General features: G+C 77.5%; 5 protein-coding genes. 3 read left to right on the plus strand and 2 right to left on the minus strand.

Annotation, left to right across the window (positions count from 1 at the left end):
- Positions 1-137: 137 nt before the first annotated feature.
- Positions 138-773: a hypothetical protein gene (locus ABWI07_RS24175; protein ID WP_353819882.1), complete on the plus strand. Its 636-nt coding sequence runs from the start codon at positions 138-140 to the stop codon at positions 771-773.
- A 116-nt stretch (positions 774-889) separates the two neighbouring features.
- Here the strand turns inward: ABWI07_RS24175 and ABWI07_RS24180 are convergent, their stop codons facing one another.
- A complete protein-coding gene (locus ABWI07_RS24180) occupies positions 890-1,333 on the minus strand; it encodes a universal stress protein (protein WP_149262260.1) in 444 nt (147 codons plus the stop codon).
- Positions 1,334-1,365: 32 nt separating this feature from the next.
- Complete coding sequence (locus ABWI07_RS24185; protein WP_353819883.1) at positions 1,366-3,138, minus strand: RelA/SpoT family protein; 1,773 nt, start codon at positions 3,136-3,138, stop codon at positions 1,366-1,368.
- A gap of 273 nt (positions 3,139-3,411) precedes the next feature.
- Here ABWI07_RS24185 and ABWI07_RS24190 point away from each other — a divergent pair, with 273 nt between their 5' ends.
- Together ABWI07_RS24190 and ABWI07_RS24195 are read left to right on the plus strand one after the other, a co-directional pair.
- The gene (locus ABWI07_RS24190; protein WP_353819884.1) at positions 3,412-10,038 is read left to right on the plus strand and encodes an SDR family NAD(P)-dependent oxidoreductase; all 6,627 of its coding nucleotides are present in this window, start codon (positions 3,412-3,414) and stop codon (positions 10,036-10,038) included.
- Positions 10,035-14,351, plus strand: a complete 4,317-nt coding sequence (locus ABWI07_RS24195) for a beta-ketoacyl synthase N-terminal-like domain-containing protein (protein WP_353819885.1) — start codon at positions 10,035-10,037, stop codon at positions 14,349-14,351. Before ABWI07_RS24190 ends, ABWI07_RS24195 begins: the two co-directional genes overlap by 4 nt.
- The last annotated feature ends 24 nt before the right edge of the window (positions 14,352-14,375 follow it).

Here is a 14,375-nt window from a genome sequence, read left to right on the forward strand (position 1 = left end):
GCACCGCGCTCCCCGGGGCTCCGCCGTGTTCTGCCATACGGGGGAACGCGGCCAAACATCTGCAAAATGGTGACGTTGCGCGAATTCCTCCCTAGGGCCCCGGGTAGCACTCCTACGTTCGCACCGGGGGAGGCACCATGCCCGACTCATCCTTCGGGCGGAACTCCGGTGGCCTGCCGGGCAGGCACGCCGGCCGCCCAGCGCCGCGGCCGTGGGAACGCTCGTTCCGCTGTCCCTCCGCGGCGCGGCGGCGCCCGATGGAAGCGCCGCCCAAACGGTACGAGGACTTCATCGCGCTCCACGAGGAGGTCTCCAGGGAAGGGGCCGGACCGCCGCTGCGCCCGCTGTGGTGGACGGGGATCTCCGCCGCGCTGGTCGGCGGGGGCCTCTCGTTCGCCGTGGTGATCGGGCTGCGGTCGGCGTTCGGCGTCGAGGTGCCGGTGTTCGCGGGCGGCCACACCGCCGCCGCGCCCGCCGCGACCAGCTACGCGCTGTGCGCCTCGGCGGCGACGATCCAGGCCACCGCGCTGATGCACCTGCTGCTGTCGTCGGCGGCGCGCCCGGTCCGGGCGTTCGCCTGGATCGGCGGGATCGCGGTGGCGCTGCTGACGATCCTGCCGCTGACGCTGCACGGCAGGCTCGACGCGGCGCTCGCGACGTCCGGGATCAACCTGGCCGGCGGGTCGGCCGTGGTGGCGCTGCTGTGCGCCGTGGTCGCGGCCTCCACCCGGCAGTTCCCGTGGGACGGCCCGTTCAGACGCGCCCGACCATGATCGTCAGCGGGTCGGGGGCCGCCGAGGAGACGACCCGGACGTGCCGGAGCCGCCGCCGCACCTGCACGTCCACCGGCTCGTCCGGGGCCGTCAGCCGAAGCTCGCGCGGGAGGACCTCAGGGCACGACGGTCACCGGCCACCGCCCCGCCTTGACCAGCCGGACGGCGACGGACCCGATCAGCCGGTGCCCGGCCTGCGCCGACGCGCCGACGATCACGGCGTCCGCGCGGGACTCGTCGGCGACGCGGGCGAGCACGGTGTAGGGGTCGCCCATCTCGGTGACGAAGTCGTAGCGGACCTCCCCGCGTCCCGCGGCGGCCTCCAGCTCCCGCTGGATCTGCGCGGAGATCTCGTCGGCGGTCTCGCGCAGCGCGGCGGCCCCGCCCGGGGTGAGGCTGCCCATCGAGGCGACGTGCGCGACGTGCACGACGACGAGCCGGGCGCCGCCGCGGCGCGCGAGCCCCCACGCGTACGCCCCGGCGCGCAGCGACGTCTCGGAGCCGTCCACCCCCGCCACGATCACTTTCGGCCCGTCGACGCCGTACTCGAACGCCTTCATGTGATCACCACGGCACCAGCGTAATCGGGGGTTCAGGGGCGGACGAAGCGGGCCAACAGGTCGTCGAGGCCGAGGGCGCCGGTGCCGAGCGCCGCGTACATCGCGTCGGCGTCGGAGTAGCCGAGGTCGCGGGCGACGGCGAGGGAGTCTCCGCGCGCCTCGGCGGCGAGCAGGTCGACGTCGCGTCCCGCCAGCGCCCGGACGAGGCGGCGCCGTCCGGCCTCGGCGTCCTGCTCGGCGCGGCGCAGGGCGAGGCGCCGCTGGATGTGGAGGCGCGCGGGCACCGAGACGGCGAAGCCGAGCCAGTCCTCGGAGGGGGCGCCCGCCGGGTCGGTGAGGATCTGCACGACGTTGCCGCTGCGGATCTGCACCGACATGGGCGCGAGCCGGCCGTTGACGAGGGCGCCGATGCAGCGGTCGCCGGTGCCGGGGCCGAGCGCGTAGGCGAAGTCGAGCGCGGTGGCGCCCGCGGGGAGCGGGACGATGTCGCCCCGGGTGGTGAACGCGGCGACATGGCCGGCGGCGAGGTCGGCGCGCAGCCGGTCCAGGAACTCCGCGGACGGCGCGCCCGACTGCCAGGCCAGCAGCCGGCTCAGCCACACCAGGTCGCGGCGCTCGGCGACGGTGGGGCCCGTGTCGCCGCCCGCGTCCCTGATGTGCGCGACGATGCCGTACTCGGCGACCGGGTGCATCGCCTCGGTGCGGATGATCACTTCGAACGGGTCGCCGTCCGGGCTGATCACCCGGGTGTGCAGCGAGCGGTAGAGGTTGTCCTTCGGCGTCGCGATGAAGTCGCGGACCTGCCCGGCCACCGGATGCAGCGCGGCGTGGACGGCGCCGAGCGCGATGTAGCAGTCGGCAGTGGAGCCGTCCACCAGCAGCAGGAGCCGCGCCGCCTCGCACGGCCGCAGCCCGGCCAGGCCGCCGCCGAACGCCTGGTGCACCGCGTACAGGTGGGACGGCCTGACCCCCACCCGCGCCTTGACGCCGTGCTCGGCGAGCGAGGGGCGCAGCAGCGCCGTCGCGGGCCCGAACGTCGGGCCCGCCCGGCTCAGCGCCGCCCGGACGGCGAGCCGCGTCGCCTCGTGCTCCGCCGGATGCCGGGCGGCGAAGGCGAGGTCGTCCATCTCCCGCGTGAGCACGTGGATGCCGAGCCGGTCCGCGAACGGGACCAGCAGCTCGTGGGACGCCTGGGCGTAGCGGGCGCGCTTGTGCTCGGGCTGGTGGCGCAGCGTCCGCAGGTTGTGCAGCCGGTCGGCCAGCTTGATCACCAGGACCCGCAGGTCGGCCGCCGCGGCCAGCACGATCTTGCGGAACGTCTCGGCCTCGGCGCGGTCGCCCCAGCGGCTGCCGTCCAGCTTGGTGACCCCGTCCACCAGCACCGCGATCTCGTCGCCGAAGTCGGCGCGGAGCTCCCCGAGCGTGTACGGGGTGTCCTCGACGGTGTCGTGCAGGAGCGCGGCGACCAGGGTCGTGGTGTCCAGGCCCATGCCGGCGAGGATCAGCGCGACGGCCAGCGGATGGGTGATGTACGGGGCGCCGGACTTGCGGAGCTGGCCGCGGTGCATGCGCTCGGCCACCGCGTAGCCGCGCAGCAGCTCGGCCTCGGCGGACCGCGCGGGCAGGCCGCCCGGTCGGCCGGGCCCGGCCCTGTGGGCGGCCCTGTGGGCGGTGCGGTGGGCGGTGCGGTGGGCGGCGAGCAGGGGCGCGAGGGCGGCCCGCACGGGGTCCGGGCCGCCGCCCGCCGCCGCTCGTCGCCGCGCCGGGAGGCGGAACCGTCCCGTCGCCGGATTCAGCGTCGCCATCGCGCCCCCGCCTGGCCCGTCCGCGGCACACCGCCACGGACTGTGATCGCCATTATGCGATATGTGGCGGCGCGGGGGCGAGACCCGCGCAGGGCCATCTCCGGCCCATGCCGTGTCAAGGGACGTTCCAATCTCCTTTGCCGCGCCGCCATACGACCGTTCCCGGGTGTGTCGCCTCCGTGATCGGCAGGTCGCCGACCGTAGTGTTGCGGACCGTTGTTGCGAGCCGCGCCGGTCACGCGCCGGGCCGCGCGGGACGTCGGGGGGCAGTGCATGACGGACAGGGCCGGGCACGACGGGGGCCGGGGCGAGCGGCCCCGGCCCGAGATCATCGGGGTCGCCCCGTCCGGTCGGCCCGCGGCCCGGCTCGCCGTCGCCGTCTGCCGGGCCGGCGGCACGGGGGTGCTCGACCTCGGCGCCGACCGGGCGTCCGCGCTCGCCGCCCTGGCCGACGTCGCCCGCTGGTGGGAGGGCCCGTTCGGCGTCCGCGTGCCCGCCGGGTGCCGGATCCGGCCGGAGGAGATCCCCGAGGCCGCCGGCACCGTCCTGGTCGACGGGCCCCTGCTGTGGACGGACGGCGCGCCGGACGTCGCCGGGTTCGCCCGCGGGCGCCGCCTCCTGGTCGAGGTCGTGAGCCCGGACGAGGCCGCCGCCGCGACCGCCGTCGCGCAGGACCTCGCCCACGACGCGGGGCTCGTCGCGCGGGGCCGCGAGGCGGGCGGGCGCGCCGGCGACCTGACCACGTTCGTCCTGCTGCAGCACCTGCTGGCCGAGCCCGAGGTGCCGGTGTACGCGGCGGGCGGGATCGGGCCGCACGCCGCCGCGGCGGCGGTCGCCGGGGGCGCGGCCGGGGTCGTCCTGGACGTCCAGCTCGCGCGGGTCCGGGAGGCGGAGCCGTCCACCGCCGCGTCCGCCCCGGTGGCGATGGACGGGACCGGGGCCGCGGTCGACGCGCCGCTCGCCGCCGCGCTCGCCGGCCGGTACAAGACCGCCGGGGGAGTGGTGGGGGCCGTCCGGGAGCAGATCGACCTGCACCTGCGGGCCGCCGTGCGGGCCGAGCCGCTCGCGCCGCGCGGCGAACCGGTCGTCGCGCAGGGCCCCATGACGCTGGTCACCGACGGCTCCGCGTTCGCGGGCGCGGTCGCGCAGGACGGCGGCCTGCCGTTCCTCGCGCTCGGCCTGACCGATCCCGGCCGGGTACGAGCGCTGCTGCGCGAGACCGCGGACCGGCTCGGCGAACGGCCCTGGGGCGCCGGCGTGCTCGGGATCGCGCCGCCGGAGCTGCGGGAGGCGCAGCTCGCCGCGATCCGCGAGGCAGCCCCGCCGTACGCGGTCATCGCGGGCGGCGGCCCGGCGGAGGCCGCGCCGCTGGAGGCCGCCGGGACCAGGACGTACCTGCACGCGCCGTCCCCGGAACTGCTGGACCGGTTCCTGGCCGAGGGCGCGCGCAGGTTCGTGTTCGAGGGCGGTGAATGCGGGGGCCGCGTCGGGCCGCGCGCGAGCCTCCCGCTCTGGGACGCGCAGGTCGAGCGGCTGATGGCCTTCGACGGCGACCCGCGCGAGCTCTCGGTGATGTTCGCGGGCGGCGTCCACGACGAGCGGTCCGCCGCCATGGTCGCCGTGCTCGCCGGGCCGCTTGCCGAGCGCGGCGCCGACGTCCGCGTCCTGATGGGCACCGCGTACCTGTTCACCACCGAGGCGGTCGCGGCCGGCGCGATCCCGCCCGGCTACCAGGAGGTCGCGCTCGGCTGCGGCGGGACGGCCCTGCTGGAGTCCGCGCCCGGCCACGCGACCCGCTGCGCCCGCACCCCCTACGTCCAGGTGTTCGAGGAGACCCGCCGCGAGCTGGAGCAGGTCGGCACGCCGCGCGATGAGGTGTGGCGCCGCCTGGAGAAGCTGAACCTCGGCCGCCTGCGCGTCGCGAGCAGGGGGCTGCGCCGCGACACCCCGGTGGACGCGGACGTCCAGCGCTCCGACGGCCTCTACCCGATGGGGCAGGTCGCCGCGCTGCGGTCGGCCACGACCCGTATCGCCGTCCTGCACGAGCAGGTCACCTCCGGCGCGACCGCCTTCCTGGCAGCCCGCGCTGCTGAGCTGGGCGTCGCCGGGCCCGCGGCGCCCGCGGGCGGCGGCCGTCCGGCCGACATCGCGATCATCGGGATGGACTGCGTCCTGCCGGGGGCCTCCGACGCCGCGCGGTACTGGGCGAACATCGTCGGCGGCGTCGACTCGGTCACTGTCGGGGGCGTCGACTCGCCGTCCCAAGACAGGACCTCGTCGAAGTGCGGCGGATTCATCCCCGACGTTCCGTTCGACGCGCTCGCCCACGGGATCCCGCCCGGCGCGCTCGGCCGTGTCGACCCGATCCAGCTCCTGTCTCTGGAGGTCGCGTCCCGCGCGCTGGCGGACGCCGGGTACGCCGACCGCCCGTTCGACCGGTCCCGGACGTCGGTGGTCTTCGGTGCGGGAGCGGGCGGCGACCTCGGCACCGCCTACGGGATGCGCGCGGCGCTCCCGTCCTACTACGGCGAGGTGCCTCCCGGCCTTGACGAGCAGCTCCCGCGGCCGACCGCGGACTCCCTCCCCGGTGTCCTCACCAGCGTGATCGCCGAGCGGATCGCGAACCGGCTCGACCTCGGCGGCACGACCCACACCGTGGACTCAGGCGGCGCCGCGTCGCTGGCAGCGCTCGACGCGGCCTGCAAGGAACTCGCCTCCGGGACGAGCGACATGGTGCTGTGCGGTGGCGCCGATCTGCGCGACGGCGTCCACGACTACCTGCTCCGCGCCTCGGAGGGGGCGCTGTCGCCGTCCGGGCGCTGCGCCGCGTTCGACTCGGCGGCCGACGGCGTCGCGCCCGGTGAGGGCGTCGCGTGCGTGGTCCTCAAGCGCCTCGCGGACGCCGAGCGCGACGGCGACCGGATCTACGCGGTGGTCAAGGCGGTCGCCGGGGCGAGCGACGGCCGTTCCCCCGACCTCGCCGCGCCCCGGCCCGAGGGGCGGCGCCGCGCCCTGGAACGCGCGTACGAGCGCGCGGGCGTGCCACCCGCCGCCGTGGGCCTCGTCGAGGCGGACGGCAACGGCACCGAGGTGGGCGACAGAACGGAGCTGGCGGCCCTCGCCTCGGTGTTCCGCGCGGCCGCGCCGGGGAGCGTGACGCTCGGTTCGGTGAAGTCGCAGATCGGGCACACCGGGCGCGCGGCGGGCCTCGCCGGGCTCGTCAAGACCGCGTACGCGCTGCACACGGGCGTGCTGCCGGGCACCCTGCACCTCGTCCGCCCGAACCCGGAGTGGACGCCGGACGGCCCGTTCGCGTTCGGCGGCGGCGCCCGGCCGTGGGCCGCCGAACCGGGGGAGCGGTACGCGGGGGTGAGCGGCTCCGGCGTCGGCGGCGCGAGCTTCCACGCCGTCCTGTCCGGCTATGACGGCGCTCCCGAGCCGGTGTCCGGGCTCGCCGAGTGGCCGGCCGAGCTGTTCCTGATCCGCGGGGCCGACCGCCCGGCCGCCCGCGCCGCGATCGGCCGGCTCTCGGAACTGCTGACCGGCGGGCCCCGGCTGCGCGACCTCGCCAGGACCGCCGCCTCGCTCGACGGACCGGTGCAGGTGGCGCTGGTCGCCTCGGACCTGGATGACCTCCGGGAGAAGCTGGCGCACGCGGCCGAGTTCCGTCCGGCGCCGGGCGTATTCGTCGGGCCTGATGAGCAGGGCGGGGGCGGGCAGGTCGCGTTCCTCTTCCCGGGCCAGGGCAGCCGGCGGCCCGGCCTGCTCGCCGACCTCTTCGTCGCCTTCCCCCGCCTCCAGCGCCTCCTGCGGCACGCCGGCGGGCGGTACGCGGCCGCGATGTTCCCGCCGAGGGCGTTCACCCGGCCCGAAGGCCGCCGCCTTCGGGCGGAGTTCGCCGACCCGCGCGTCGCGCAGCCCGCCCTCGGCATCGCCGGGCTGGCCGTGCACCGGCTGCTGACCGCGGTCGGCGTGCATCCCGACCTCGCCGCAGGGCACGGCTGCGGCGAACTCGTCGCGCTGTGCGCCGCCGGCGTGTTCGAGGACGCCGACATGATCGGCCTGAGCGCCGCGCGGGCCGAGGCGATCCTGTCCGCCGCCGGGGCGGAGGCGGGCGCGATGGCGGCGGTGAGCGCGACGCCCGCCCAGGTGCGCGCGGCGCTGCCGGACGCGGGCGTCGTCGTCGCCCAGCACAACGCGCCCCGCCAGGTCGTGATCTCCGGGACCTCCGCGGGAGTCGACCTGGCGTTGGGCGCCCTGGCGGACGCGGGCCTGCAGGCCGAGCGGCTCCCGGTCGCGTGCGCCTTCCACAGCCCGCTCGTCGCCGCCGCCTCGGCGGGCCTGCACACCGAGCTGCTCGGCCGCGACCTGCGCTCGCCCGCGTTCCCGGTCTGGTCGAACGCGACGGCGGCGCCGTACGAGAGCGACCCGTCCGAACTGGCCGGGATCCTCGCGGGGCAGCTCGCCGCGCCCGTCCGCTTCGTCGAGCAGATCGAGGCGATGTACGCCGCGGGCGCCCGCACCTTCGTCGAGGCGGGCCCTGGGCGGGTCCTCACCGGCCTCGTCGGCAGGATCCTCGGCGACCGGCCGCACACCGCCGTGAGCTGCGACGTGCCCGGCGAGAACGGCCTGGCGGCGCTGCTCCGCGCGCTCGCCCGGCTGGCCGCCGCCGGCGTCCCGGTCGACCCGCTACCCCTGTTCGCCGGGCGCGACGCCCGCCCGCTCTCCGGACCCGTCCCGGCGCCGGGGTGGGTCGTCGGCGGCCGTCGCGTCCGCACCGCCGACGGCGGGTACCCGGCGGGCGCGCTCCGCCCCGCCGAGCGCATCCCGGGTCCCGGCCCGAGTGCCTCGGAGGCCGCCGTCCTGGAGTACCTGCGCACGAGCCGCGAGGTGATCGCGGCGCAGCGCGAGGTGGTCCTGCGGCACCTGGCGGCCGCGGGCCCGGCTCGGGCAGGAAGAGACACGGAGGGCCGGGACACGGCGGGACGGGACACGGCACCGCATCCCGTCCCCGCGCCGCGGCCCGTCCTGCCGGGGGAGACGCTGCCGAGGGAGGCGGCGCAGGCGGAGGAGCCGGACGGGGAGCAGCCCGCGGAACGGCCGGGCGCCGGGGAGCGGGCCGAGGCCGCGCGGGACGTGCCCGCCGCCGCCCGCGCCGTGATCAGCGCCCGCACCGGGAGCGACCGCGAGGACGCGCCCGCGGAGCCGCCGCGCCCCGCCGTCCCAGAGCCCTCCGCTCTGGAGCCCGCCGTTCCGGAGTCTGCCGTTGCGGAATCCGCTGTTCCAGAGCCCGCCATTCCAGAGCCCGCCGTTGCGGAGCCTGCCGCTTCGGAGCCTGCCGTTACGGAGTCCGCCGTTCGGGAGTCCGCCGTTCCGGAAGCCGCCGCCCTGGAGCCTTCCGTTGCGCGTCCCGCGCGTCCCGGGGGCCATGCGGGGACCGCGCACCTGCCCAAGGTCCCGACCGCGCCGCGGGTGGTGCGTCAGGTCCCGCGGGTCGTGGAGCTGGACGCCCTGCCGGTCCCGCCCGAGTCGGGGACGGTGTTCGCGGGCAGGCGGTTCCTGGTCGTGGACGACGGGTGCGGCGTCGCGCTCGAACTGGCCGACCTGCTGGAGCGGCACGGCGCGCGGGTGCGCGTCGCGCCGGACGTCGACGGGCCCTGCGACGGGCTCGTCCATCTGGCGGCGCTGCGGCCCGGAGCGACGCGCGCGCTGCCGCGGGCGTTCGGGGGCGTCCGGCAGGCGCTGGTCGGCGGGCTGCGGTGGCTGGTGCTCGCGAGCGGCGCCGGGGAGGCGTCCGGGCGCCGGTCCGGCGGCGGCGCCATCGGCGACCCGGGACCGGGCGCGGGCCTTCGCGGGCTGGCCCGGACCGCCGCGCTGGAGTATCCGGAGACGCTCGTCCGCGCGCTGGACGTCGACACCGAGGCCACCCCCCGCGTGATCGCGCAGCGGATCCTCGCCGAGCTGCTGGCCGCCGAGGCGCCGGTCGTCGTCGGCTACGAGGGCGGCCTGCGCCGCGGCCTGGACCTGGTCCCCGCCGAACCGCCCGCCGGGGACGCGCCGGACCTCGGCCCGGACGGCGTCGTCCTGCTGACCGGGGGCGCGCGGGGCATCACCGCGCGGGTCGCCCTGGAGTTCGCCCGGACGAGCGGCTGCCACATCGAACTGGTGGGCCGCACCCCGGAGCCGGCGGGCGCCCCGGAGTTCCCCGTCGCCGAGGACGAGGCCGGGCTGCGCCGGGCGCTCGTCGCGCGCGGGGAGGAGCGCCCCGCCGAGATCGAGGCGACGGTCCGCAGGATCCTCGCCGAACGCGGGATCCGCCGGACCCTGGCCGCCCTGCGCGAGCACGCCGCGTCCGTCCGGTACCACGCGGCGGACGTTCGGGACCCGGCCGCCGTGCGGGCCGTGGTGGACGACGTCTACCGGCGGCACCGCCGGCTGGACGGGGTGGTCCACGGCGCCGGGGTCGCGGAGGACCGGCTCATCCGCGACAAGACGCCCGAGTCGTTCGCGCGGGTGTACCGGACGAAAGTGGACGGCGCCGCCGCGCTCGTCCAGGCCGTCCACCCCGGTCTCGGGTTCTTCGTCGTCTTCGGCGGCCTCGCCGGCGTGCACGGCCACCCCGGGCAGGCCGACCGGGCGGCGGCGGGCGACGCGTGCGGCACGCTCGCGCATGTGTGGCGGACGCGGCTGCGCGGGCGGGTGCTCGTGGCCGACTGGGGGCCGTGGGCGGGCGACGGCATGGGCGGCGGCACGGGCGGCGCGGCGTCGCCCGAGCTGGTGCGCGAGTACGCCCGGCGCGGCATCGGGCTGATCGACCCGGGCGCCGGGGCGGCCGCCCTGCTCAGGGAGATCGCGCATGGGGACGGGACGCGTGTCGTGCTGACGGGGGCCGTCCGGTGAGCGACGCGGGCGAGCCGATCGCGATCGTCGGGGCCGGGGCGGTGTTCCCGGGCGCGGGGTCGGCGGCCGAGCTGTGGCGCAACGTCCTCGACGGGTTCGACGCGATCGGCGACGTGCCGCCCGGACGCTGGGACCCCGCGCTCTACTACGACCCGGACGCCTACGGGCGGGAGCCGGAGAGCGACAGGTTCTACTGCCGGCGCGGCGGGTTCGTCGACGACCTGGCGGTCGTCGACCCGGCCCGGTTCGGCATCCCGCCCGCGGCGGTGCGGGGCATGGAGCCCGACCACCTGCTGGCGCTGCGCGCGGCGGGGGACGCGATCGCGGACGCGGGCGGCGACGAGCGGCTGCCCGACCGGTCCCGGATCGGCGTGGTCCTCGGGCGCGGCGGCTACATCACCCCGGGCGCGGCGCGGTCCGACCAGCGGGTCAGGACGTCCCACCAGGTCGCCGGCATCCTCGGCGAGCTGGTGCCCGAACTCGGGCCGCGGCGGCTGGCGGAGATCCGCCGGGCGTTCTGCGAGCGGCTGGGCCCGGACGGGCCGGACGCCGCCGGGCCGCCGCCGGGCTTCGCCGCGGCCCTCATCGCCGACCGGTTCGACCTGCGCGGACCCGCCTACACGCTGGACGCGGCGTGCGCGTCGTCGCTGCTCGCGGTCGAGCACGCGGTTCGGGCGCTGCGTACCGGGCAGACCGACGCGATGCTCGCAGGCGGCGTCCACCACGCCCACCACCCGACCGTGTGGAGCGTCTTCAGCCGGCTCCGCGCGCTGAGCCCGAGCGAGACGATCCGGCCGTTCGACCGGGGCGCCGACGGGACGCTCCTGGCCGAGGGGACGGGCGTCGTCCTGCTGAAGCGGCTGGCGGACGCCGTGCGGGCCGGGGACCGGATCCACGCGGTGGTCCTCGGTGCGGGGTCGTCCAGCGACGGCCGCGCCGCGAGCGTCCTGAGCCCGCCGGTGGACGGGCAGGTCCTGGCGGTCGAGCGGGCGTGGCGGGACGCGGGCCTCGCCCCGGCCGCCCCTGGCGCGGTGGGGCTGATCGAGGCGCACGGCACCGCGACCCCGGCGGGTGATGCGGCCGAGCTGGCGACGCTGCGCCGGGTCTTCGGGACCGACGGCCCGCCGATCGGGCTCGGCACGGTCAAGTCGATGATCGGGCACGCGATGCCGGCCGCCGGGATCGCCGGGCTGCTCAAGGCGGCGTTCGCGCTGCGCGACGGCGTCCTGCCGCCGACGCTGCACGCGGACGACCCGCATCCGGCGCTGGAGGGCGGCCGGCTGCGGCTCGTCCGGGAGGCAGCGGAGTGGGCCCGGGACGGCGGCCCCCGCAGGGCGGCGGTCAACGCGTTCGGGTTCGGCGGCGCCAACGCGCACGTGGTGCTGGAGGAGCCGCCCGCCGCGCGCAGGCCCCGGCGGCGCCGGCTCGACGCGCCGCGGTCGGAGGAGGGCGCCCTGCGGCTGGCCGCGCGCACGACCGAGGAACTGGCCGAGGCCCTGTCCGCCTCCGACGGGGAGCTTCTCGCCAGGGTCGGCGACGACGCCCCCGACCTTCCGTGCCGGCTCGCCATCGTCGGCCCCACGGCGCGCAGGCTCGACCTGGCGCGGGCCGTCGTCCAGCGCGGGACCGCCTGGCGCGGCCGCAGCGACGTGTGGTTCTCGCCCCGCCCCCTCCTCGCGGACGGCGGACGCCTCGCGTTCCTCTATCCCGGCTTCGAGCCCGCCTTCGACCCGCGCGTGGCCGACGTCGCCGCGCACTTCGGCCTGCCCGAGCCCGAGCTGACCGGCCGCACCGACCTGGCCGGGCACGCGGCCGACGTGATCCGCGTCGGCCGGCTGCTGACCGCGGCGCTCGCGGAGCTCGGTGTCGAGCCGGACGCCGCGGCGGGCCACGGCCTCGGCGAGTGGGCGGCGATGGCCGCCGCCGGGGTCTGCGGCGCGGACGCGGTCGAGGCGCTCCTCGGCGCCCTCGACGGCGAGGCCCTCGAAGTCCCGGGCCTCGTGTACGCGGCGCTCGGCTGCGGCGCGGACCGCGCGCGGGAGGCCGCGGGCGGGCGGTCCGGCGTCGTGGTCAGCCACGACGACTGCCCGCACCAGTCGGTGGTCTGCGGGCCGTCCGGGGACGTCCGCGAGCTGCTGGGACGGCTCGCCTCCGAAGGGGTGCTCGGGCAGGAGCTCCCGTTCCGGTGGGCTCTCCACACCCCGTACGCCGAGGCCTACGAGAAGCGGGTGCGGCGCGCGTTCGAGGCGCTGGACATCCGCGAGCCCCGCGTCCCGCTGTGGTCGGCGACGACGGTCGCGCCGTTCCCGCGCCGCCCGGCCGACGTGCGCGAGCTGGTCGGGCGCCACCTGCGCGAACCCGTCCGGTTCAGCGAGCTGGTCGAGGAGCTGTACGGCACGGCGCACGTGCGGGCGTTCGTCCAGGTCGGGCCGGGCGGCCTCACCGGCTTCGTCGCCGACCGCCTCGGCACCCGCGAGCACCTCGCGATGGCCGTCAACGTGCCGAAGCGCGACGGGATGGCCCAGCTCCGCCGCGTCGTCGCCGCGCTGTGGGCCGAGGGCTACGGCGCGTCCCCGCCGTCCCCGCCGCCCGCCGCGGGTATGCGCCTGGACCTCGGGACTCCGCTGGTGAGGCTGGACGGGGCGGTGGAGCCCCTCCGGCTCGCCCGGGACCTGCCGCGGCTGCCGGCCGACGATCCCGTGCTGGCCGAGCTGGAGGCCCTGTTCGACGACGCGACGAGCGGGGCGCAGTCGGTGCTGGAGGCGCTCGGCGGGGGACCGGCGCCCCCGGCCGTGCCGGGCGAGAACGCGCAGGGCGAGGACGCGCCCGGCGAGTCCGCGCAGGGGGAGGACGTGTCGCCGGTGGCCGCGGAGCTGAACACCTCGCGCGTCTTCTCGGTGGAGACGATGCCGTGGCTGAGGGACCACTGCCTCGTCCCGCTGCCTCCCGACTGGCCGGACATGTCGGACCGGTTCCCGACCGTGCCGCTGGCCGTGCTGCTGGAGGTCATGGCCGAGGCGGCGCGCGAGCTGCTGCCCGGCCTGGTGGTCGTCGGGTTCGAGAACGTCCGCGCGGTCCGCTGGCTCGTCGCGGCGCCGCCGACCGCCGCCGACATCCGCGCCTACCTCATCCAGGCGGCCGGACGCCCGCGCAAGGTGAAGGTCGTCGTCCACGGCCACGCGGACGGGACGGTCCTGCTCGCCGAGCGCCACCCGGCGCCGCCCCCGCCGGACCGCACGCCGCTGACCATCGAGGGGCCGCCCATCGTCACCGCCGAACGGCTCTACGAGGAGCGGTGGATGTTCCAGGGGCCGCTCTTCCGCGGCGTCGCCGAGATCACGGCCCTCGCGGAGGACGGTGTGCGAGCCGTCCTTGCCTCCCTGCCCACGCCCGGTGCGCTCCTGGACGGCGCAGGGCAGCTCTGCGCCCACTGGCTCCAGGTGTACGGCGACACCAACCAGACCGTGTTCCCCGTCGGGATCGAACGGGTCGCCTTCTACGGGCCTCCACCCTCCCCCGGGGAGCACTTGGACACGACCATCTGGAACCAGTCCCTGACCGACACCACCATGCGCTGCTCGGCGGAGCTGGTCAGAGAGAGCGGGGTCGCGGAGAACGGGACGGTGTGGTGCCGCATCGACGGTTGGACCGCCCACCGCTTCTACACCGACGAGGCGCTCTGGCGGATGAAGTTCACCCCGGAGGTCTCCGGAACGGCGGAACCGCAACCCGGCGGCTGGTGCCTGGCCCGCAGGCGGTGGGACGGCACCGCGTCCCGCGACCTGCTGATGCGCCAGTACCTCTGCGCCGGCGAGCGCGCCGAGTACGAGGCGCTCCCGCCGTTCGAGCAGGGGCCGTGGCTGCTCGGACGGATCGCCGCCAAGGACGCCGTCCGCCACCACCTCTGGCGCGAGGGGCACGGGCCGCTGTTCCCGGCCGAGCTCACCGTCCGGGACGGGCCGGTCGTCACGGGACCGTTCGACGAGCCGCTCACCCTCGCGATCGCCTCGGACGCCGACCTGGGCGCGGCCCTGGTCAGACCCGGCCGCGAGGAGGCCGGCATCGGGCTCGCCCCCGAGGGCGAGGACGCCCGGATCCGCGCGGCCAAGCAGGCGGTGCTGCAGGCGCTGCTGCGGGGAGCGGGCCCCGGAGCGGAACGTCCGGAACTGGTCGTGACCGTCGCCGACGCCGAACGGCTCCTGATCGCCGCCGGCGGCACGGTCACCACGGTGGAGACCCGCGAACTCGAAGGACACGTCGTGGCCTGGACCGCCGCGTCCGGCACGGCCGACATGGAGGAGACGCGAGCATGAACGACGTCGAGCACACCGGCGGCC

It is taken from the genome of Actinomadura sp. NPDC000600, assembly GCF_040492135.1.
GTDB lineage: Bacteria > Actinomycetota > Actinomycetes > Streptosporangiales > Streptosporangiaceae > Spirillospora.